The 22,618-nt window shown below is 64.6% G+C and carries 19 protein-coding genes and 1 pseudogene; 18 read left to right on the top strand and 2 right to left on the bottom strand.

Going from position 1 to position 22,618, the window contains the following annotated elements:
* Positions 1-111 precede the first annotated feature (111 nt).
* Complete coding sequence (locus ILP92_RS14870) at positions 112-1,074, top strand: acetyl-CoA carboxylase carboxyltransferase subunit alpha (RefSeq protein WP_198917205.1); 963 nt, start codon at positions 112-114, stop codon at positions 1,072-1,074.
* Positions 1,071-1,514, top strand: coding sequence for a YtoQ family protein (locus ILP92_RS14865; protein WP_198917204.1), 444 nt, complete (start codon positions 1,071-1,073; stop codon positions 1,512-1,514). The genes ILP92_RS14870 and ILP92_RS14865 overlap by 4 nt, the downstream gene beginning before the upstream one ends.
* 107 nt (positions 1,515-1,621) lie before the next feature.
* Here ILP92_RS14865 and ILP92_RS14860 read toward each other — a convergent pair whose 3' ends face one another.
* Complete coding sequence (locus ILP92_RS14860; RefSeq protein ID WP_198917203.1) at positions 1,622-1,975, bottom strand: nuclear transport factor 2 family protein; 354 nt, start codon at positions 1,973-1,975, stop codon at positions 1,622-1,624.
* Positions 1,976-2,120: 145 nt separating this feature from the next.
* On the opposite strand from ILP92_RS14860, the gene secE reads away from it, so the two are divergent.
* From secE to nhaC, 12 genes are all read left to right on the top strand, one after another.
* A complete protein-coding gene (secE, locus tag ILP92_RS14855) occupies positions 2,121-2,321 on the top strand; it encodes a preprotein translocase subunit SecE (RefSeq protein WP_198917202.1) in 201 nt (66 codons plus the stop codon).
* A 230-nt stretch (positions 2,322-2,551) separates the two neighbouring features.
* Complete coding sequence (gene nusG, locus ILP92_RS14850; RefSeq protein ID WP_198917201.1) at positions 2,552-3,085, top strand: transcription termination/antitermination protein NusG; 534 nt, start codon at positions 2,552-2,554, stop codon at positions 3,083-3,085.
* Positions 3,086-3,215: 130 nt separating this feature from the next.
* Complete coding sequence (rplK, locus tag ILP92_RS14845; protein ID WP_198917200.1) at positions 3,216-3,641, top strand: 50S ribosomal protein L11; 426 nt, start codon at positions 3,216-3,218, stop codon at positions 3,639-3,641.
* On the top strand, positions 3,641-4,342 hold the full coding sequence (gene rplA / locus ILP92_RS14840) for a 50S ribosomal protein L1 (protein WP_198917199.1): 702 nt from the start codon (positions 3,641-3,643) through the stop codon (positions 4,340-4,342). The genes rplK and rplA overlap by 1 nt, the downstream gene beginning before the upstream one ends.
* A gap of 208 nt (positions 4,343-4,550) precedes the next feature.
* Positions 4,551-4,937 (top strand): hypothetical protein, encoded by a 387-nt coding sequence (locus ILP92_RS14835; RefSeq protein WP_198917198.1) that lies wholly within the window; start codon positions 4,551-4,553, stop codon positions 4,935-4,937.
* Positions 4,937-5,197: a hypothetical protein gene (locus ILP92_RS14830; RefSeq protein WP_198917197.1), complete on the top strand. Its 261-nt coding sequence runs from the start codon at positions 4,937-4,939 to the stop codon at positions 5,195-5,197. The genes ILP92_RS14835 and ILP92_RS14830 overlap by 1 nt, the downstream gene beginning before the upstream one ends.
* Positions 5,198-5,204: 7 nt before the next feature.
* Positions 5,205-5,909 (top strand): hypothetical protein, encoded by a 705-nt coding sequence (locus ILP92_RS14825; protein WP_198917196.1) that lies wholly within the window; start codon positions 5,205-5,207, stop codon positions 5,907-5,909.
* Positions 5,910-6,207: 298 nt separating this feature from the next.
* Positions 6,208-6,726: a 50S ribosomal protein L10 gene (gene rplJ / locus ILP92_RS14820; RefSeq protein ID WP_198917195.1), complete on the top strand. Its 519-nt coding sequence runs from the start codon at positions 6,208-6,210 to the stop codon at positions 6,724-6,726.
* A gap of 61 nt (positions 6,727-6,787) precedes the next feature.
* Positions 6,788-7,165: a 50S ribosomal protein L7/L12 gene (rplL, locus tag ILP92_RS14815; RefSeq protein WP_198917194.1), complete on the top strand. Its 378-nt coding sequence runs from the start codon at positions 6,788-6,790 to the stop codon at positions 7,163-7,165.
* A gap of 233 nt (positions 7,166-7,398) precedes the next feature.
* Positions 7,399-11,547, top strand: coding sequence for a DNA-directed RNA polymerase subunit beta (rpoB, locus tag ILP92_RS14810; RefSeq protein ID WP_198917193.1), 4,149 nt, complete (start codon positions 7,399-7,401; stop codon positions 11,545-11,547).
* 78 nt (positions 11,548-11,625) lie between these two features.
* Complete coding sequence (rpoC, locus tag ILP92_RS14805; protein ID WP_198917192.1) at positions 11,626-15,852, top strand: DNA-directed RNA polymerase subunit beta'; 4,227 nt, start codon at positions 11,626-11,628, stop codon at positions 15,850-15,852.
* A 252-nt stretch (positions 15,853-16,104) separates the two neighbouring features.
* Positions 16,105-17,568, top strand: a complete 1,464-nt coding sequence (gene nhaC, locus ILP92_RS14800) for a Na+/H+ antiporter NhaC (RefSeq protein WP_198917191.1) — start codon at positions 16,105-16,107, stop codon at positions 17,566-17,568.
* 24 nt (positions 17,569-17,592) lie between these two features.
* On the opposite strand, the gene ILP92_RS14795 is transcribed toward nhaC, so the two are convergent.
* Entirely contained in the window at positions 17,593-18,774 is a 1,182-nt protein-coding gene (locus ILP92_RS14795; RefSeq protein ID WP_198917190.1) for a Hint domain-containing protein, read from the bottom strand.
* 375 nt (positions 18,775-19,149) lie between these two features.
* On the opposite strand from ILP92_RS14795, the gene rpsL reads away from it, so the two are divergent.
* From rpsL to ILP92_RS14775, 4 genes and pseudogenes are all read left to right on the top strand, one after another.
* A complete protein-coding gene (rpsL, locus tag ILP92_RS14790; RefSeq protein WP_076980154.1) occupies positions 19,150-19,521 on the top strand; it encodes a 30S ribosomal protein S12 in 372 nt (123 codons plus the stop codon).
* A 12-nt stretch (positions 19,522-19,533) separates the two neighbouring features.
* Positions 19,534-20,004 carry a 30S ribosomal protein S7 gene (gene rpsG, locus ILP92_RS14785; RefSeq protein ID WP_198917189.1) on the top strand — a complete coding sequence of 157 codons (471 nt, stop codon included), beginning with the start codon at positions 19,534-19,536 and terminating at the stop codon, positions 20,002-20,004.
* A gap of 57 nt (positions 20,005-20,061) precedes the next feature.
* A complete protein-coding gene (gene fusA, locus ILP92_RS14780) occupies positions 20,062-22,188 on the top strand; it encodes an elongation factor G (RefSeq protein ID WP_198917188.1) in 2,127 nt (708 codons plus the stop codon).
* Positions 22,189-22,277: 89 nt separating this feature from the next.
* Positions 22,278-22,618 (top strand): annotated as a pseudogene (locus ILP92_RS14775) (GTP-binding protein); the annotation flags it as partial.

Raw genomic sequence — 22,618 nt, 5'->3', positions numbered from 1 at the left:
GCGGAAGCGATTTCCTCGAGGAAATCGTCACGGACTTCTCGAGAAGTCCGTCCCCCCGCGCTTGACCAGCGGCCCGCGCCGCTCCAAGTGAAGGGCAAGGAGTGCGCTGAAATGACCCATTACCTGGATTTCGAGAAATCCCTGGCCGACATCGAAGGCAAGGCCGAAGAGCTGCGCGCCATGTCCCGGCAGGAAGACGGCGCGGACATGGAAGACCAGGCGCGCGCGCTCGACCAGAAGGCCGGGACGCTGCTGGACGATCTTTACAAGAACCTGACCCCCTGGCGGAAATGCCAGGTCGCGCGGCATCCGGGGCGGCCCCATTGCATCGACTACATCGACGCGCTCTTCACCGAATACACACCGCTTGCCGGGGACCGCAATTTCGCCGACGACCACGCGGTGATGGGCGGGCTCGCGCGGCTCGACGGTCGCGCCGTGATGATCCTGGGCCACGAGAAGGGCCACGACACCAAGTCGCGGCTGGAGCGGAATTTCGGCATGGCCCGCCCCGAAGGCTACCGCAAGGCGATCCGGCTGATGGAGATGGCGGACCGGTTCGGTCTGCCCGTGGTGTCGCTGATCGACACGCCCGGCGCCTATCCCGGCAAGGGCGCGGAAGAGCGCGGCCAGAGCGAGGCGATCGCCCGGTCCACCCAGGCCTGCCTTGGCCTGGGCGTGCCCCTGGTCTCCGTGGTGATCGGCGAGGGCGGATCGGGCGGCGCGGTGGCCTTCGCCACGGCCAACCGCGTGGCGATGCTGGAACATTCGGTCTATTCGGTGATCTCGCCCGAGGGCTGCGCGTCGATCCTGTGGAAGGATTCCGAAAAGATGCGCGAAGCGGCCGAAGCGCTGCGCCTGACGGCGCAGGATCTGCACAAGCTGGGCGTCATCGACCGCATCATTCCCGAGCCGCGCGGCGGTGCGCAGCGCGATCCACGAATGGCGATGGACGCGGTGGGCAAGTCCATCGGCCAAATGCTCGACGAGCTGTCGGGGCTGGACCGGGACGGGCTGAAGCGGGACCGGCGACGCAAATTCGTCAATATCGGCAACAAGGGGCTGGCGGCATGAAGGTTTATCTGAGCGGCGAAATCCACACCGATTGGCGCGAGCGGATCATCGCGGGGGCCGAGCACTTGGGCGTCACCTTCAGCGCGCCCGTGACCGACCACGCCGCCAGCGACGATTGCGGGGTGAAGATCCTGGGGGCCGAAGACAAGAAATTCTGGCACGATCGCAAGGGCGCTTCGCTCAACGGGATCCGCACCCGCCTGGGGATCGAGCGGGCCGACGTCGTGGTGGTGCGCTTCGGCGACCAGTACAAGCAGTGGAACGCGGCCTTCGACGCGGGCTACGCCGCGGCCCTGGGCAAATCGCTGATCATCCTGCACGGGCCCGACCACGCCCATGCGCTGAAAGAGGTGGACGCCGCCGCCAACGCGGTGGCCGAAACGCCCGAGCAGGTGGTGGATTGCCTGCGCTACGTGCTGACGGGCAAGCTGCCTGGGTAGCTCTGCCGGTTCCGGGCGCCATGAGGTTTCGAAGAACAGTGATGCCGGGGAAGTCGTCCCTGGCATCACCATTCCCAAAAACTACGCGATAGACTGGCCTCGGCAGCTCAGCGCGGCCGTGACAGTTTCGCGGTGATCTGCCAGCCCGCATCGTCGAAACGCACCATGTGCAGGAACGTATCGACCGTGGCACCGAAAAGGTTGCGTTCCTCGATGCGCGCCCCGCCCGAGCCCTTGGCGGCCGAAACCGCAACGATTCGCGCCTCGTAGGTCGAATAGACCTCGTTCTGAGCCAGGTGGTCGAAGAAGGGATAGATGCTGCCGACCAGGCTGCGCCCGCCGAGCGTGCCCGAAAAGGCGGCGTTCTCGTGAAAGAGCGCGCGCATCTGCGACAGGTCCCGCCGGGCAGTGGCGTCGATATAGCGGGCCAGCAGCGCGCGGATCTCGTCTTCTGTGGTCACTGACCGGCCCCTTTTTTCGTCGTGGCGCACGGCGTCACTTTTCCGCGCGATGGCGGCGCTGGCAAGCACCCCGGCGATCGGGCGCTTGATTTGGCGGATCGAAGCCCGTATCTGCCACCCAACCCAATGCTCCAAGGACGTTTCCATGGCCAGCCGCACCAACCCGTTCCAGTTTCTTCAGCAAACCCGCGCCGAGATCGCCAAGGTCGTCTGGCCGACGCGGCGCGAAGTGCTGCTGACCACGGTGATGGTGTTCATCATGGCGTCGCTGACGGCGGTGTTCTTCTTCTTCGTGGACTTCGTCATCCGCCAGGGGCTTCAGGCCCTGCTGGGCGCCGTCGGCTGAAGCGGCCCTGCGTCCGCCGCCCATTGCGGGCATCGGTCCCGCTGTGAAAGCGTGCCGCGGGGCAGGGGCTCGGGGGCACCGGTTTTCCCGCAGCACTCAGGGTTGCAAAGCGGCCCCGCGCCCGCTAGACGAACGCTCGATTCCCCCGATGAATGGCGTGCTTCTTTTCGAACGGCACGCCGCTTTTTTGTCGGGGCCCCGCGCAACACACGATCAAGGCGAACATTCTGATGGCAAAGCGATGGTATTCGGTCAGCGTCCTGTCGAACTTCGAAAAGAAGATCGCCGAGCAGATCCGCACCGAGGTCGCCGAGAAGGGCCTTGAGAACGAGATCGACGAGGTCTTGGTCCCCACCGAAGAGGTGATCGAGATCCGCCGCGGCAAGAAAGTGCCGACCGAGCGGCGCTTCATGCCCGGCTACGTCCTGGTGCACATGGAAATGAGCGATCACGGCTATCACCTGATCAGCCAGATCAACCGCGTCACGGGCTTTCTGGGACCGCAAGGCCGCCCCATGCCCATGCGCGACGCCGAGGTCGAGGCCATCCTGGGCCGCGTCCAGGAAGGCGAAGACAGCCCGCGGATCGAGATCAGCTTCGAGACGGGCGAGAAGGTGAAGGTCATCGACGGCCCGTTCGAAGGCTTCGACGGGATGGTCGAAGACGTGGACGACGACAACCAGACCCTGAAGGTCGCGGTGTCGATCTTCGGCCGGGCCACCCCGGTCGAGCTGGAATACACTCAGGTCAGCAAAGAGATCTGAGCAGGTCGGGGCAACCCGATCGTTTCGACGTGGGAGGCCGCGCTTGCGCGTCCGAACCACGGCAAAGGGCTCCGCGAGGGGCCATCTGTAGGGCGGGGAAATCCCCGCCGCGAACCACAAGGAGGCCATCATGGCCAAGAAAAAGGTCGGCAGCATGAAGCTGCAAGTGCCCGCCGGACAAGCGAACCCGTCGCCCCCGGTCGGCCCCGCGCTGGGTCAGCGCGGCATCAACATCATGGAATTCTGCAAGGCGTTCAACGCCAAGACGCAGGACATGGAGCAAGGCGCGCCGTGCCCCACCGTGATCACCTACTACCAGGACAAGTCCTTCACGATGGATATCAAGACGCCGCCCGCGTCCTACTATCTGAAGAAGGCCGCCAAGGTGAAATCCGGCGCCAAGACGCCGTCGAAGGAAACCGTCGGCACCGTGACCATCAAGCAGGTGCGGGAAATCGCCGAAGCCAAGATGAAGGATCTCAACGCGACCAGCATCGAAGGCGCGATGAAGATCATCGTCGGCTCGGCCACGTCCATGGGAATCGAGGTGAAGTAATGGCCAAGCTGACCAAGAAGCAAAAGGCGCAGAAGGAAGCCTTCGCGGGCAAGGAAAACCTGAGCGTCCACGAAGCCGTCGCGCTGGTGAAGTCCAACGCCACCGCCAAGTTCGACGAGACCATCGAGATCTCGATGAACCTGGGCGTCGATCCGCGCCACGCCGACCAGATGGTCCGCGGCACCGTCACGTTGCCCGCGGGCACCGGCAAGACCGTGCGCGTCGCCGTCTTCGCCCGCGGCCCCAAGGCCGAGGAAGCGCAGGCAGCCGGTGCCGATATCGTCGGCGCCGAGGATCTGATGGAGCAGGTGCAGGCCGGCAAGATCGACTTCGACCGCTGCATCGCCACGCCCGACATGATGCCCATCGTCGGTCGCCTGGGCAAGATCCTGGGCCCGCGCAACCTGATGCCGAACCCCAAGGTCGGCACGGTGACCATGGACGTCAAGGAAGCGGTGGAAGCCGCCAAGGGCGGTCAGGTCCAGTTCAAGGCCGAAAAGGCCGGCGTGGTCCATGCAGGCATCGGCAAGGCGTCCTTCGACGAAAAGGCGCTGGCCCAGAACGTGCTGGCCTTCGTCGACGCGGTGTCGAAAGCCAAGCCCTCGGGCGCCAAGGGCACCTACATGAAGCAGGTGGCCCTGAGCTCGACCATGGGCCCGGGCGTGACCGTGGACGTGGTGTCGGCGACCGGCAACGACTGACGGTCACCGCTACTTTAGCGACACCGATTCTTTGAAGGCGCGCCGGTCCCCCGGCGCGCCTTTTTCCATGTGATGCGGACGCCCGGAATCGGGTCGGCGGAGATCCCTACAATGCGGGACATATCTCAATTGAACGATCGCCAAAATCAGGCCACATTCCGGCGCCACAAGACCAGCGGAAGAAAACAGACGGAAAGATTGGAATACCATGCTGCGCAGAAACTTCTTGAAAGCGTTCCTGGCCGTTCAGGGCGCTGCGATCACCGGCGTCATGATGGCGCGCCCCGCATTCGCAAGCGGCGCATCCGGGGCCTCGGGAGCGTCCGAAGCCTCCGAGGCATCGGAAGCGTCCGAAGCATCGGAAGCGTCCGAAGCCTCCGAAGCGTCGGAAGCGTCCGAGGCATCTGAAGCCTCCGAAGCCTCCGAAGCGTCTGAAGCGTCTGAAGCCTCCTCGCCCAGCGCGCCCGAGCAGGCGCAGCGCGGCCGGTCGGCGTCAGGTCGGAGCGTCGCGCAAGTCCAGCGGGATCTGCGCTCGGACGGGCTTCAACCCGTGCGCGGCCAGGACCTGGCAAACATGCTGCGGGAATTCAACTGATGCGGGCAAAAGTCGCCCTGCTGATCGCGGCACTCGCTCTGTCCGCCTGCGTCAACACGACCGCGCAGACCGGAGCGGATCCGATCCTGTCGCGCGCGCTCAGCACCCAGCCGGACGGCTATCGGGGGGTGCTGCCGCAAACGGGGCAGCGCTTCACCATCGTGTCGAGCCTGGCGTCGGAAACGCGGTTGTGCCGCGTCGTCTCGATCGGTCGGTCGGCCGAGTCCTACTGCAAGACGCGGGGCGGTCCCTGGCGGTGACGCCCCCGTGACGGATGTCGACACCTGCGAGTCGTTCACCCTGGCCGCGCCCGGCCTCGGGGTCGAGATCCCGCTGGACGTGCCAAGGGCGTGCCGGGCCTTGCTGTCCGTCACGCTTGCGGGCTGGGACATCGTCCCGGCCCGCACGGGCATCACGCCGCAAATCGTGATCCGGCGGGATGGCGGCTACGCGCTGCAATCGCCCCATTACACCCCCGCGCGGGCCCATTCCGACCTGGTGTCGACGCTGAATGAATTGCTGATCGCGATCGCGTTCGGCGTATCCCATGCCCGCCCCGACGATCACCTTCTGCACGCGGCGGCCTATCGGCTGGACGGGCGCAACGTGGTGCTGACGGGCGGCAAGAAGGCCGGGAAATCGGTGCGCACGGTGGACATGGCTGCGCGGGGGGCGCTGATCTACGGCGATGACCTGCTGCTGTGGTCGCCCGCCCGGCTCTGCTTCGTCGCGCTGGGCCTGTCGCCGCGATTGCGCCGCCCGGTCGATCCCGCCACGGTGGCGCGGTTCGGACCCGACGGGTTCCTGGCCGGGCACGCGACCTGCTACCTGTCGGTGAACGCCTTCGATCTTGCCCCCGCCGGGCGGTCGTTTTCCGCCGACCGGATCGAAGTGCTGTCGCCGGGCGGGCAAACCCGTCCCGTCCGCTTCTGGAACGTCCGGCGCGAATTGGCGCGGCGCAAGATCCGGTAGCAGCCCGGCGCATCGCCGCCCCCGGACCGGGCCCGGACGCGACGCCCCCTTGCCCCCATGGGCCGATCCGGCTAGGGACACCGCTTGAGGTCGTGTGCGATTCGCATGGGGCTTCATTCGTCCGAGACGGTGGGTGCTTGCGAGCGTAAATCCTGCCCGAGACGGGAAGAGACATTTTTTGATCGGCCCCGGTGACGGGTCCGGTTTGGGGATGTGACGACCCGTTCGGACCGCATGGTCGGGCCGCGAGGCTCGGCTGAACGAGCCGGGGGTTGCCCCCCAAACTTGGAGTGAAACTGTGGATAGAGCCCAGAAAGAGAAAGTGGTCGAGGAACTCGGCCAGATCTTCGAAAGCTCTGGCGTCGTCGTGGTCTCCCACTACGCGGGCCTCACGGTTGCCGAGATGCAGGACCTGCGCGCGCGTATGCGTGAAGCGGGCGGGTCCGTACGTGTTGCCAAGAACAAGCTTGCCAAGATTGCCCTGGATGGGAAGGCGAACGCGTCGCTTTCCGATCTGCTGACGGGCATGACTGTCTTGTCCTATTCCGAGGATCCCGTGGCTGCGGCCAAGGTTGCCGAGGATTACGCCAAGGAGAACTCGAAATTCGAGATTCTCGGCGGCGCCATGGGCGGGAAATCATTGGACCGTGCCGGTGTGGCAGCGGTTGCGAAGTTGCCCAGCCGCGAGGAGCTCATCGCTTCCATCGTGGGCTGCATCGTCGCACCTGCAAGCAACATCGCGGGGGCCGTTGGCGCGCCTGCTTCGAACATCGCGAGCATCCTGTCGACCATCGAGGAGCGGGCCGAAGCGGCCTGAGACCCGGCCGGATCTTGTATCCGGAACGCTGGAACACATCTTTAACGAACGGAACTGAACAATGGCTGATCTGAAGAAACTTGCCGAAGAGATCGTGGGTCTGACCCTGCTCGAGGCACAAGAACTGAAAACCATCCTGAAGGACGAGTACGGCATCGAGCCCGCCGCGGGCGGCGCCGTGATGATGGCCGGTCCCGCCGAAGGTGGCGCTGCCGCCGCCGAAGAGCAGACCGAGTTCGACGTGATCCTGAAGAGCGCAGGCGCTCAGAAGATCAACGTGATCAAGGAAGTCCGCGCCCTGACCGGCCTGGGCCTGAAGGAAGCGAAAGAGCTGGTCGAAGCCGGCGGCAAGGCCGTCAAGGAAGGCGTCGAGAAAGCCGAAGCCGAAGAGATCAAGGGCAAGCTGGAAGCAGCTGGCGCCGAGGTCGAACTCAAGTGATTTGCGGCGGCTTCGGCTGCCCGGAAAACTGACCTGGCTGGTCCCGTTCGCGGGGCCAGCCTTCCGCGTCTCAGAGAGGGCCACGGGCCCGCGACCCTCTCTCAGGTGCGGCAAAGGATCGGGAGGCGACCTGTGGGAGGGTCGCCAGGTATGGATCCGTTGCCCCCGTTTCGTCAGGGCGCGCGACCTCTCCCCAAGGTCGAGCGACCCGCGAAAATCAAAGGTGATACCCTATGGCGTCCAGCTATCTTGGCCAAAAAAGACTACGGAAGTATTACGGAAAGATCCGTGAAGTTCTGGAGATGCCGAACCTGATCGAGGTTCAGAAATCCAGCTACGATTTGTTCCTGAAATCCGGCGACCAGCCCGATCCCATGGACGGCGAAGGCATCAAGGGTGTCTTCCAGTCGGTCTTCCCAATCAAGGATTTCAACGAGACCGCCGTTCTGGAATTCGTCAAGTACGAGCTGGAAAAGCCCAAATACGACGTCGAGGAATGCCAGCAGCGCGACATGACCTATGCCGCGCCGCTGAAGGTGACTCTGCGCCTGATCGTGTTCGACGTGGACGAGGACACCGGCGCCAAGTCCGTCAAGGACATCAAGGAGCAGGACGTGTTCATGGGCGACATGCCCCTGATGACGCCCAACGGCACCTTCATCGTCAACGGCACCGAGCGCGTGATCGTCAGCCAAATGCACCGCTCGCCGGGCGTGTTCTTCGACCACGACAAGGGCAAGACCCATTCGTCCGGCAAGCTGCTGTTTGCCTGCCGCATCATCCCCTATCGCGGCTCGTGGCTGGACTTCGAATTCGACGCCAAGGACCTGGTCTTCGCGCGCATCGACCGCCGCCGCAAACTGCCCGTGACCACGCTGCTCTATTCGCTGGGCCTGGACCAGGAAGCGATCATGGACGCGTATTACGATACCGTCGACTTCAAGCTGAAGAAGAACAAGGGCTGGGTGACCAAGTTCTTCCCCGAGCGCGTGCGCGGCACGCGTCCCGGCTATGACCTGGTGGACGCCAAGTCCGGCGAAGTGATCGCTGAGGCGGGCAAGAAGGTCACGCCGCGCGCCGTCAAGAAGCTGATCGACGAAGGCGAAGTGACCGAGCTTCTGCTGCCCTACGACCAGATCCTGGGCCGCTTCGTCGCGCGTGATATCATCAACGAAGAAACCGGCGCGATCTATGTCGAGGCCGGCGACGAGCTGACGCAGGAAGTCGACAAGGAAGGCAACGTCACCGGCGGCACCCTGCACGACCTGATCGAGGCGGGCATCACCGATATCCCGGTGCTCGACATCGACAACGTCACGGTCGGCCCGTACATGCGCAACACCATGGCCGCGGACAAGAACCTGAACCGCGACACCGCACTGATGGACATCTACCGCGTCATGCGCCCCGGCGAGCCGCCCACCGTCGAGGCCGCGTCGAACCTGTTCGACACCCTGTTCTTCGACAGCGAGCGCTACGACCTCAGCGCCGTGGGCCGCGTGAAGATGAACATGCGCCTGGACCTGGACGCCGAGGACACCGTGCGCACCCTGCGCCGCGAGGACATCGTGGCCTGCATCAAGGCTCTGGTGGATCTGCGCGACGGGCGCGGCGACATCGACGACATCGACCACCTGGGCAACCGCCGGGTGCGCTCGGTCGGCGAGCTGATGGAAAACCAGTACCGCGTCGGCCTGCTGCGCATGGAGCGCGCCATCAAGGAGCGCATGTCGTCGGTCGAGATCGACACCGTCATGCCGCAGGACCTGATCAACGCCAAGCCGGCCGCGGCCGCGGTGCGCGAATTCTTCGGCTCGTCGCAGCTGTCGCAGTTCATGGACCAGACCAACCCGCTGTCGGAAGTCACCCACAAGCGCCGCCTGTCGGCCCTTGGACCGGGCGGCCTGACGCGCGAGCGCGCGGGCTTCGAGGTGCGCGACGTGCACCCGACCCACTACGGTCGCATGTGCCCGATCGAGACGCCGGAAGGCCCGAATATCGGCCTGATCAACTCGCTCGCCACGTTCGCGCGGGTGAACAAGTACGGCTTCATCGAAACCCCCTATCGCGTCGTCAAGGACGGCACGGTGACGGACGAAGTCCACTACATGTCCGCCACGGAAGAAATGCGTCACACCGTGGCGCAGGCCAACGCGTCGCTGGACGAGAACGGCAAGTTCGTCAACGAGATGGTCAACACCCGCCAGTCGGGCGACTACACGCTGGCCCCGACCGAGCACGTGGACCTGATCGACGTCAGCCCCAAGCAGCTGGTGTCGGTCGCGGCGTCGCTGATCCCGTTCCTGGAAAACGACGACGCCAACCGGGCCCTCATGGGGTCGAACATGCAGCGCCAGGCGGTTCCGCTTCTGCGGGCCGAGGCGCCGCTGGTCGGCACCGGAATCGAGGAAGTCGTGGCGCGCGATTCGGGCGCGGCCATCATGGCCAAGCGCGCGGGCATCATCGACCAGGTCGATGCGCAGCGTATCGTCGTGCGCGCGACCGAGGATCTCGAGCTCGGCGATGCGGGCGTGGATATCTACCGCCTGCGCAAGTTCCAGCGGTCGAACCAGAACACCTGCATCAACCAGCGTCCGCTGGTGAAGGTGGGCGACACCGTGGGCAAGGCAGAAGTCATCGCCGACGGCCCGTCCACCGACCTGGGCGAGCTGGCGCTGGGCAAGAACGTGGTCGTCGCGTTCATGCCGTGGAACGGCTACAACTACGAGGATTCGATCCTGATCTCCGAGCGGATCACCCGCGACGACGTCTTCACCTCGATCCATATCGAGGAATTCGAAGTCGCCGCCCGCGACACCAAGCTGGGACCGGAAGAGATCACGCGCGACATCCCGAACGTGGGCGAAGAAGCCCTGCGCAACCTGGATGAAGCCGGCATCGTCTATATCGGCGCCGAAGTGGGCCCCGCGGACATCCTGGTGGGCAAGATCACCCCCAAGGGTGAAAGCCCGATGACGCCGGAAGAAAAGCTGCTGCGCGCCATCTTCGGCGAAAAGGCGTCCGACGTGCGCGACACGTCCCTGCGCCTGCCGCCGGGCGACTACGGCACTGTCGTGGAAGTCCGCGTCTTCAACCGCCACGGCGTCGAGAAGGACGAGCGCGCGCTGCAGATCGAGCGCGAGGAAGTCGAGCGCCTGAGCCGTGACCGCGACGACGAGCTGGCGATCCTGGATCGCAACATCTACGCCCGTCTGCGCGACCTGATCATGGGCAAGAAGGCCGTGAAGGGTCCGAAGGGCGTCAAGGCCAACACCATGATCGACGAGGCCCTGCTGGACGACCAGCTGAGCCGCGGCCAGTGGTGGCAGCTGGCGCTGGAAGACGAAGACGATGCCAAGATCATGGAAGCCCTGAACGAGCAATACGAGGCGCAGAAGCGCGCGCTCGATGCCCGGTTCGAGGACAAGGTGGAAAAGGTGCGCCGCGGCGACGACCTGCCGCCGGGTGTCATGAAGATGGTCAAGGTCTTCGTCGCGGTGAAGCGCAAGCTGCAGCCGGGCGACAAGATGGCCGGCCGTCACGGCAACAAGGGTGTCATTTCCAAGGTGGTCCCGATGGAGGACATGCCGTTCCTGGAAGACGGCACCCCGGTCGACTTCGTGCTGAACCCGCTGGGCGTGCCGTCGCGCATGAACGTGGGCCAGATCCTGGAAACCCACATGGGCTGGGCCGCGCGCGGCCTGGGCCTTCAGATCGACGAGGCGCTGGACGATTACCGCCACTCGGGCGATCTGACGCCGGTGAGGGACGCGCTCAAGATCGCCTATGGCGACGATGTCTATGCCGAAGGGATCGAGGGCGTCGATGACGACCGCGTCCTGGAAATGGCGGGCAACGTGACCAACGGCGTGCCGATCGCCACGCCGGTCTTCGACGGCGCGAAAGAGGCCGACGTGAACGACAGCCTGCGGCGTGCGGGCTTCGACACATCGGGCCAGTCGCGCCTGTTCGACGGCCGCACTGGCGAAGAGTTCAGCCGCAAGGTCACGGTGGGCATCAAGTACCTGCTGAAGCTGCACCACCTGGTCGACGACAAGATCCACGCGCGCTCCACCGGGCCCTACAGCCTGGTCACCCAGCAGCCGCTGGGCGGCAAGGCGCAGTTCGGCGGACAGCGTTTCGGCGAGATGGAGGTCTGGGCGCTGGAAGCCTACGGCGCCGCCTACACCTTGCAGGAAATGCTGACGGTGAAGTCGGACGACGTGGCGGGCCGGACCAAGGTCTACGAGAGCATCGTCAAGGGCGAGGACAATTTCGAAGCGGGCGTTCCCGAGAGCTTCAACGTGCTCGTGAAGGAAGTCCGCGGCCTCGGCCTGAACATGGAACTCCTGGATGCGACGAGCGAGGAGGACGCGGAGTGATCCGCCGGGGGGCGATTTTTCGGCGAAAAATCGTTCCCGCCCTTCTTCGATGACGCACCCTGACTGTTAGGACAGATTATGAACCAGGAACTGACAACCAACCCGTTCTCGCCCCTTGCGGCGCCCAAGACCTTCGACGAGATCAAGGTGTCGCTGGCCAGCCCCGAGCGGATTCTCTCGTGGTCCTTCGGCGAGATCAAGAAGCCCGAAACCATCAACTACCGCACGTTCAAGCCCGAGCGTGACGGCCTGTTCTGCGCGCGCATCTTCGGTCCGATCAAGGATTACGAATGCCTGTGCGGCAAGTACAAGCGCATGAAGTATCGCGGCGTCGTCTGCGAAAAATGCGGCGTGGAAGTCACGCTGCAGAAGGTCCGCCGCGAGCGGATGGGCCATATCGAGCTGGCCGCGCCCTGCGCCCATATCTGGTTTCTGAAGTCGCTGCCCTCGCGCATCGGCCTGATGCTGGACATGACCCTGCGCGATCTCGAGCGGGTGCTGTATTTCGAAAACTACGTCGTGATCGAGCCCGGCCTGACCGACCTCACCTACGGCCAGATGCTGAACGAAGAAGAGTTCATGGACGCCCAGGACGTCTATGGCATGGATGCGTTCACCGCCAATATCGGGGCCGAAGCCATCCGCGAGATGCTGTCGATGATCGACCTCGACGCCGAGGCCGAGCGTCTGCGCGAAGAGCTGAAGGAAGCCACCGGCGAGCTGAAGCCCAAGAAGATCATCAAGCGTCTGAAGATCGTCGAGTCGTTCATCGAATCCGGCAACCGTCCGGAATGGATGGTGCTGACCGTCGTGCCCGTGATCCCGCCCGAGCTGCGCCCGCTGGTGCCGCTGGACGGTGGCCGTTTCGCCACGTCGGACCTGAACGATCTCTATCGCCGGGTCATCAACCGCAACAACCGCCTGAAGCGGCTGATCGAACTGCGCGCGCCCGACATCATCATCCGCAACGAAAAGCGGATGCTGCAGGAATCCGTCGACGCTCTGTTCGACAACGGCCGCCGCGGCCGCGTCATCACGGGTGCCAACAAGCGCCCGCTGAAGTCGCTGTCGGATATGCTCAAGGGCAAGCAGGGCCGCTTCCGGCAGAACCTTCTGGGCAAGCGCGTCGACTTCTCGGGCCGCTCGGTCATCGTGACCGGCCCCGAGCTGAAACTGCACCAGTGCGGGTTGCCGAAGAAGATGGCGCTCGAGCTTTTCAAGCCGTTCATCTATTCGCGTCTTGAAGCCAAGGGCCTGTCCTCGACCGTCAAGCAGGCCAAGAAGCTGGTGGAAAAGGAACGCCCCGAGGTTTGGGACATCCTGGACGAGGTGATCCGCGAGCATCCCGTGATGCTGAACCGTGCGCCGACCCTGCACCGTCTGGGCATTCAGGCGTTCGAGCCGGTGCTGATCGAAGGCAAGGCGATCCAGCTGCACCCGTTGGTCTGTTCGGCCTTCAACGCCGACTTCGACGGCGACCAGATGGCCGTGCACGTGCCGCTTTCGCTGGAAGCCCAGCTGGAAGCGCGCGTGTTGATGATGTCGACCAACAACGTGCTGTCGCCCGCCAACGGCGCGCCGATCATCGTGCCGTCGCAGGACATGATCCTTGGCCTTTACTACATCACCATGCAGCGCCATGGGATGAAGGGCGAAGGCATGGTGTTCTCGGACGTGGACGAGGTGCAGCACGCGCTCGATGCGGGCGAGGTGCACCTGCACGCGTCGATCCAGGCCCGCCTGCCGCAGATCGACGACGAAGGCAACGAGGTCATGGTGCGGTTCGAAACCACGCCCGGCCGCGTGCGTCTGGGGGCCCTTCTGCCGCTGAACGCAAAGGCGCCGTTCAGCCTGGTCAACCGTCTGCTGCGCAAGAAGGAAGTGCAGCAGGTCATCGACACCGTCTACCGCTATTGCGGCCAGAAGGAATCGGTCATCTTCTGCGACCAGATCATGACCATGGGCTTCCGCGAAGCGTTCAAGGCCGGCATCAGCTTCGGCAAGGACGACATGGTCGTGCCCGACACCAAGTGGCCGATCGTCGACGAGACGCGTGGCCAGGTGAAGGATTTCGAGCAGCAATACATGGACGGCCTGATCACCCAGGGCGAAAAGTACAACAAGGTCGTGGATGCCTGGTCGAAATGTAACGACAAGGTCACCGAAGCCATGATGTCGACGATCTCGACCCCGGGCGAAGACGAAAACGGCGCCGAGAACGAGCCGAACAGCGTCTACATGATGGCCCACTCTGGTGCCCGTGGCTCGGTCACGCAGATGAAGCAGCTGGGCGGAATGCGGGGCCTCATGGCCAAGCCGTCGGGCGAGATCATCGAGACGCCGATCATCTCGAACTTCAAGGAAGGTCTGACCGTTCTTGAATACTTCAACTCGACCCACGGCGCCCGGAAGGGCCTGTCGGACACCGCGCTCAAGACCGCCAACTCGGGCTACCTGACGCGTCGCCTGGTGGACGTGGCGCAGGACTGCATCGTTCGCATGCACGATTGCGGGACCGAGCGTGCCGTGACCGCCAAGGCCGCCGTCAACGACGGTGAAGTCGTGGCGTCCCTCGGCGAACGGGTCCTGGGTCGCGTCGCGGCCGAAGACCTGCTGCGTCCCGGCACCGACGAGGTCATGGTCGCCGAAGGCGAGCTGATCGACGAGCGCAAGGCCGACATGGTCGAGGAAAGCGGTCTGGCCGAAGCGCGCCTGCGCTCGCCCCTGACCTGCGAGGCCGAGGAAGGCGTCTGCGCCATGTGCTACGGTCGTGACCTGGCGCGCGGCACGATGGTGAACCAGGGCGAAGCCGTGGGCATCATCGCGGCGCAATCCATCGGCGAGCCGGGCACCCAGCTGACCATGCGGACCTTCCACATCGGCGGCGTTGCACAAGGTGGCCAGCAGTCGTTCCAGGAAGCCGGACAGGAAGGCGTGGCCGAATACCGCAACGCCCAGACCCTGAAGAACGAGTCCGGCCAGGTCATCGTCATGGGCCGCAACATGTCGCTCGCCATCGTGGACGAGAACGGCGTCGAGCGGGCCAGCTTCAAGCTGGGCTACGGCACCACGTTGCACGTGGAAGACGGCGCCAAGATCGCGCGCGGCGACAAGCTGTTCGAATGGGATCCCTACACCCTGCCGATCATCGCCGAAAAGGCCGGCACCGCGAAGTTCGTGGACCTGGTCACCGGTATCTCGGTGCGCGACGAGACGGACGATGCGACGGGCATGACGCAGAAGATCGTCACCGATTGGCGTTCGGTGCCCAAGGGCGGCGATCTCAAGCCCGAGATCATCATCGTCGGCGAAGATGGCGAGCCGGTCCGCAACGACGCGGGCAACCCGGTGACCTATCCCATGTCGGTCGAGGCGGTTCTGTCGATCGAGGAGGGATCCGAGGTCAAGGCAGGCGACGTGGTCGCGCGTATCCCGCGCGAAGGCGCCAAGACGAAGGACATCACCGGCGGTCTGCCGCGTGTGGCCGAGCTGTTCGAGGCCCGTCGTCCGAAGGATCACGCCATCATCGCCGAGGCGGATGGCTACGTGAAGTTCGGGCGCGACTACAAGAACAAGCGTCGCATCGCCATCGTCCCGGCCGAGGAAGACGCCGAGCCGATCGAGTACATGGTGCCCAAGGGTAAGCACATCCCGGTGCAGGAAGGCGACTTCGTGCAGAAGGGCGACTACATCATGGATGGCAACCCCGCCCCCCATGACATCCTGTCGATCCTGGGTGTGGAAGCGCTGGCCGATTACATGATCGACGAGGTGCAGGACGTGTACCGACTGCAAGGTGTGAAGATCAACGACAAGCACATCGAGGTCATCGTCCGCCAGATGCTCCAGAAGTGGGAGATCCAGGACAGCGGCGAGACCACGCTGCTGAAGGGCGAACACGTGGACAAGGCCGAGTTCGACGAGGCCAACGAGAAGGCGATCAAGAAGGGCGGCCGTCCGGCACAGGGCGAACCGATTCTGCTGGGCATCACCAAGGCGTCGCTGCAGACCCGCAGCTTCATCTCGGCGGCGTCCTTCCAGGAAACCACCCGCGTGCTGACCGAGGCATCCGTCCAGGGCAAGCGCGACAAGCTGGTGGGCCTGAAAGAGAACGTCATCGTCGGCCGCCTGATCCCGGCGGGTACCGGCGGGGCCACCCAACAGGTGCGCAAGATCGCCGCCGAGCGGGACCTGAAGGTGCTGAAGGCCGCCCAGAAGGAAGCCGAAGCCGCCGCCGCCCTGGCCGCGCCGGAAGAAGCCCCGATGGCCGACGTGGTCGAAACGCCGGAGAGCCGCGAAGAATAGTCGCTCAAAAATTGAGCAGATGCCTTGGAAACGCCCCCGCAGAGCCGGGGGCGTTTTCGCGTTTGGGGGGTCTCGGCTTGATTGTGCGGCGGATCGCTCCAGTTTTCCTGATCAAGGAAAGGTGACCGGTTAAAGGATTCCATCCGGGAACTGGGATTCGCCGCGACGCGGCTGGCCCTTATCCGCCGACGGATCTGCCATCGGGGTGCCGATTATCCCGGATCGACCGACCAACAGAACAGGGAGCACGACATGTCTAAGAAGGAATTCCGCAAACCCAGCCTGGGACTGGCGCTTGTGCCGATCGTCCTGACGCTGGGCATTCTTGCGCTACAGCTCTTTTATTTCGGCAACTTCGTGCCGCACATCCCGCTGGCCATCGGCATCGCGATCACCGGTCTGCTCGGGCTTTACCTGGGACACGATTGGGAAAGCATCGAAGAAGGGCTGTTCCACGTCATCCGCATTTCGCTGCCATCGGTGTCGGTGCTGATCGTGGTGGGCATGATCATCGGCGTCTGGATCGCCTCGGGCACCGTGCCCACGCTGATCTATTACGGTCTGCTGGTGCTGAACCCGTCGATCTTCCTGGCCGCGGGCATGATCCTGTGTTCCATCGTGTCGGTGTCGCTGGGCACCAGCTGGGGCACCGTGGGCACGGTGGGCCTTGCCCTGATGGGGATCGGCGCGGGCTTCGACGTGCCCGCCTACTGGACGGCCGGTGCCGTCGTGTCGGGGGCCTTCTTCGGCGACAAGATCTCCCCGCTGTCGGACACCACCAACCTGGCCCCGGCGGTGACGGGCACCAACGTCTTCGACCACATCAAGAACATGATGCCGACGACCGTGCCCGCCATGCTGATCGCGCTGGCGGTCTATATCGTCGCCGGCTTCACGCTGATCGCGCCCGATGGCGGATCGTTCGAGCAGATCAACGCCATCACCACCGCGCTGGACGAAACCTTCTGGATCTCGCCCTGGCTGCTGCTGCCCGCGCTGCTGGTCATCGGCCTGGCCGTGACCAAGAACCCGCCGATCCCGTCGCTCTTCGCGGGTGTGCTGGCGGGTGGCCTGATGGCGATCCTGTTCCAGCAGGAAGGCCTGAAGGCGGTCTTCGCCTACGCCAACTCGGGCTTCTCGATCGAGACCGGCGTGTCCGAGATCGACAGCCTGCTGAACCGCGGCGGCGTGCAGTCCATGATGTGGACGATCTCGCTGATCCTGCTGGCGCTGGGCTTTGGCGGGGCGCTCGAGCGGACCCGCTGCCTGGAGGCGGTGATCGACAAGATCATCGAGAACGTTAAATCCTTCGCGGGCATCCAGACCTCGGCCACGCTGACGGCGGCGGCGACCAACGTGGTCGCGGGCGATCCGTACCTGTCCATCGCGCTGCCGGGCCGGATGTATTCGCCGATCTACCGCGGCATGGGATACAGCACCCTGAACCTTGCGCGCGGGATCGAGGAAGGCGGCACGCTGATCTCGCCGCTGATCCCGTGGAACGCGGGCGGCGCCTTCGTGATCTCGGCCCTCGGCCTGGGGATCATGGGCGGCGACCTGACCAACCTGCTCTATATCCCGCTGGCCATCGCCTGCTGGATGTCGCCGGTGATCGGTATCTTCTATGCCTGGACGGGCATGTTCTCGCCCAAGGCCACCGAGGCCGAGAAGGCCAAGTGGGACGAAGACGGCGAAGAAGCGATGGCCGTCGCCTGACGCCTTGCGCATCCCGGCTGCCGCTCAGGCGGCGACCGGGGTGCGGACCGGCGCTTGCGCGAAGCGGGCGTCCAATGAGAACAGCGCCTGCGCCTCGAACTGGCGCAGGCAGGGCAGGGCGGTCTTGGCGTGCCGCAGCCCGGCGGTCATTGCCCGGCCGATTTCGCGCCAGGTCCGGGCCGCACGGCACGCGTCGATCCATCCGCTTGCGACATCCCCCAGGAACAGGCTTTCCACCGCGATCCCGTTCGCGCGCAGGATCACGTGGTCGTCGAACAGCAGGTGGACGTAGGTCACGCCGCGCCGACCGTCGGTCGGATGGCCCATGCGGGTTCCAAGCAGCCATTTCGCCGCGACCAGCACCGGCCCGCCGAACATCAGGTCGGTCCAGGCCGACTGGATGCGAACGCGGTGGCTGGGCGACAGCTCCACCGACCCCGCCCCGTCCGGGCATTCGACGCGGACCGGGCGAAGATGCGGTGCCGCGCGCAGAATCCGGCGCGACAGCCTTTGCATCCCTATGGCCCGCAGCGGGCGGGCGCGGCCGTCCTGCGCGCAGATGACCATGTCGCCGGGCGCCAGCGTGTCGGCCCGGCGCGGTCCCCGCAACGTCGCGACCAGCGCGTCGCCGGTCAGGCACAGCGTGCCGGGCGCACCGGGGTCGGGCGCGCCTTCGACCAGCGTGCCGTTCGCGTCGCGCAGGATCGACGTACCGTTCGGCGCGTTGGAACTGACGGCTTCACCGCCGCCCCGCTGCACCGCGTCGGTGGGGAAGCCATCCGGCAGGGTGGGCGCGCGCGGCGGGTCGCCGTAGCTGAGGGCGATATAGGTCGGCGGGTTTGCCGTGGTGTCCAGCAGGAACAGGGTGTCGAACTTCGTGTTCTCGCCGTCCGGCAGGAAGTTGCCGTTTCGTCCGATCCCTGCGTCATAATAGCCCGGCGGCGGGGTGCCCGCGTAATCGCCCACGATCACTGCGGTGCCGCCCGCGGCGATGCTGTCGCCCGGGCCGAAGGTATAAAGCAGGCCGTTTTTCTCCGACCAGACCTGCAAGCCGTCCAGGCTTTGGGCCTGGTCCCTGCTGTTGGTCAGCTCGACGAACTCGTCGGACTTGTCACGACGATTGTCGCCATCGATATCGATGGCGCTCGATCCCGCGTTGTCGGCCAGGATCTCGCTGAAAAAGATGCCGTTAAGCGTGTCGGCCATGGGGTCCGCCCGGACGGTTCGGATGCCGGGACGGGGTTAGATGGCATTTGTGACAAATTTATGGTTAATCGCTCGGAACGCGCCGTATCGTCCACTGCCCGTGTCGCCGGGGCGGGCCTGTTGACACCCCCCGACTCGGGCCTTATACGGCCCCAACTGCGCGACCGGGATCTTTCCCGGGCCAGTGTTTAAATTGATGGAAGTGGTCACGATCCGGGCCCTGGTTGCCCCGATCCTCTGGATACCCACCGCAAGGGGCCCCGCCCGCTGCGGTGTTTGCGTTTTGCGGACGCGCGAGGCGCTTTGACGAGATGAACCGGGATGCGCGCGTCCCAAAGACGAAACGATGTTGCAACACCGAGGAATGTAACCGGAATGCCAACGATCCAACAGCTGATCCGCAAGCCGCGGCAGCCGAAAGTCAAACGCTCCAAGTCGCTGCACCTGGAAGGTTGCCCCCAGAAGCGGGGCGTCTGCACGCGTGTCTATACCACAACGCCGAAGAAGCCGAACTCGGCCATGCGGAAGGTCGCCAAAGTGCGCCTGACCAATGGCTTCGAGGTCATCAGCTACATCCCGGGCGAATCGCACAACCTGCAGGAGCACTCGGTCGTGCTGATCCGCGGTGGTCGTGTGAAGGACCTTCCCGGCGTGCGTTACCACATTCTGCGCGGTGTTCTGGATACCCAGGGCGTCAAAGACCGCAAGCAGCGCCGTTCGAAATACGGCGCCAAGCGTCCGAAGTAAGAGGATCAACAGATGTCCCGTCGTCACGCCGCCGAAAAGCGCGAAGTCCTGCCCGACGCCAAGTATGGCGATAAGGTTTTGACCAAATTCATGAACAACCTGATGGTCGACGGCAAGAAAGCCGTTGCCGAGCGCATCGTCTACAACGCGTTCGATCGGGTCGAGGGCAAGCTGAAGAAAAGCCCCGTGGAAGTGTTCCACGAGAGCCTGGACAACATCAAGCCGTCGGTCGAAGTCCGGTCGCGCCGCGTCGGTGGTGCCACCTACCAGGTGCCCGTCGAAGTGCGCCCCGAGCGTCGGGAAGCCCTGGCGATCCGCTGGCTGATCAACGCCTGCCGCGCCCGCAACGAGAACACCATGGAAGAGCGTCTGGCCGGTGAGCTGGTCGATGCGGTCCAGGGTCGTGGCTCGGCGGTGAAGAAGCGCGAAGACACCCACAAGATGGCCGACGCCAACAAGGCGTTCAGCCACTACCGCTGGTAACTCGGGCGGGGCCTCCCCCGCCGCCAGCATTCTCGTAAAATTCCAAGGACGTATCCTATGGCCCGCGACTATCCTCTCCAGCGTTACCGCAACTTCGGCATCATGGCCCATATCGACGCAGGCAAGACCACCTGCAGCGAGCGGATCCTGTTTTACACCGGCAAGTCCCACAACATCGGCGAAGTGCACGATGGCGCGGCGACCATGGACTGGATGGAGCAGGAGCAGGAGCGGGGCATCACGATCACCTCGGCTGCCACCACGACCTTCTGGCAGCGCCAGGAAGAGCCCACCGAAGACGGCACGTCCGACACCAAGTACCGGATGAACATCATCGACACGCCCGGCCACGTGGACTTCACCATCGAAGTCGAGCGGTCGCTGGCCGTGCTCGACGGTGCCGTCTGCGTGCTCGACGCCAATGCCGGTGTCGAGCCCCAGACCGAAACGGTGTGGCGCCAGGCCGACCGCTACAAGGTGCCGCGCATCGTGTTCGTCAACAAGATGGACAAGATCGGCGCCGACTTCTTCAACTGCGTCCGCATGATCGAGGATCGCACCGGCGCCCGCGCCGTGCCCGTCGGTCTGCCCATCGGTGCCGAGAACGAGCTGGAAGGCCTGATCGACCTCGTGACCATGGAAGAATGGGTCTGGGAAGGCGAAGACCTGGGCGCGTCCTGGGTCAAGAAGCCGATCCGCGACAGCCTGAAGGCCATGGCCGACGAATGGCGCGGCAAGATGATCGAAGCCGCCGTCGAAATGGACGACGACGCCACGGAAGCGTACCTGATGGACGCGGCCGAGCCCGACGTCGACACCCTGCGCAAGCTGCTGCGCAAGGGCACCCTGTCGCTGTCCTTCGTGCCGGTTCTGGGCGGCTCGGCGTTCAAAAACAAGGGCGTCCAGCCCCTGCTGAACGCGGTCATCGACTATCTGCCGTCGCCGATGGACGTGGTCGACTACATGGGCTTCCGCCCGGGTGACGAAACCGAAACCCGCAACATTCCCCGTCGCGCGGATGACGAGATGCCGTTCGCCGGCCTGGCGTTCAAGATCATGAACGACCCGTTCGTGGGCTCGCTGACCTTCACCCGCGTCTATTCGGGCGTTCTGAACAAGGGCGACACCCTGCAGAACACGACGAAGGGCAAGAAAGAGCGCGTCGGTCGGATGATGATGATGCACTCGAACAACCGCGAGGAAATCACCGAAGCCTTCGCGGGCGACATCATCGCCCTGGCCGGTCTGAAGGACACGACGACCGGCGACACGCTGTCGGCGATCAACGACCAGGTCGTGCTGGAAACGATGACCTTCCCCGATCCCGTGATCGAAATCGCGGTCGAGCCCAAGACCAAGGCCGACCAGGAAAAGATGTCCACCGGACTTCAGCGCCTGGCCGCCGAGGATCCGTCCTTCCGCGTGGAAACGGACCTCGAGTCCGGTCAGACCATCATGAAGGGCATGGGCGAACTTCACCTGGATATCCTGGTCGACCGCCTGAAGCGCGAATTCAAGGTCGAAGCCAATATCGGTGCGCCGCAGGTGGCCTATCGCGAGACCGTGTCGCGCGAAGCCGAGATCACCTACACCCACAAGAAGCAGTCGGGTGGATCGGGTCAGTTCGCCGAGGTGAAGATGATCATCTCGCCGACAGAGCCGGGCGAAGGCTTCTCGTTCGAGTCCCGCATCGTCGGTGGTTCGGTGCCGAAGGAATACATCCCCGGCGTCGAAAAGGGCATCCACTCGGTCATGGATTCCGGTCCGCTGGCCGGCTTCCCGGTCATCGACTTCAAGGTGGCGCTGGTGGACGGCAAGTTCCACGACGTGGACTCGTCGGTGCTGGCGTTCGAAATCGCGGCCCGGATGGGCATGCGCGAAGGCATGAAGAAGGCCGGCGCCAAGCTGCTCGAGCCGATCATGAAGGTCGAGGTGGTGACGCCCGAGGAATACACCGGCAACATCATCGGTGACCTGACCTCCCGTCGCGGCCAGGTGCAGGGGCAAGAGCCCCGCGGCATCGCAATCGCCATCGACGCGTTCGTGCCGCTGGCCAACATGTTCGGCTACATCAACACGCTGCGGTCGATGTCGTCGGGCCGGGCCCAGTTTACCATGCAATTCGATCACTACGAGGCCGTTCCCCAGAACATCTCGGAAGAGATCCAAAGCAAATTCGCTTGATCGGGATGGCGGGGTGAACCCCGCCCTACCCACCCCCCGTAGGGCGGGGTCTACCCCGCCGCCCAACTGACAAAAGAAGGAGCCATCCCATGGCGAAGGCAAAGTTTGAACGCAACAAGCCGCATGTGAACATCGGCACGATCGGTCACGTGGACCACGGCACGACGACGCTGACGGCGGCGATCACCAAGTAGTTCGGGGACTTCAAGGCCTACGACCAGCTCGACGGCGCTCCGGAAGAAAAGGCCCGCGGCATCACGATCTCGACCGCCCACGTGGAATACGAGACCGAGGCCCGCCACTACGCCCACGTGGACTGCCCCGGCCACGCCGACTACGTCAAGAACATGATCACCGGTGCGGCGCAGATGGACGGCGCGATCCTGGTCGTGAACGCCGCCGACGGCCCCATGCCCCAGACGCGCGAGCA

Origin of the sequence: Palleronia pontilimi (assembly GCF_016412875.1) — a bacterium.
GTDB classification, from domain to species: domain Bacteria; phylum Pseudomonadota; class Alphaproteobacteria; order Rhodobacterales; family Rhodobacteraceae; genus Palleronia; species Palleronia pontilimi.
This window is presented reverse-complemented; position numbering and strand designations above follow the sequence as displayed.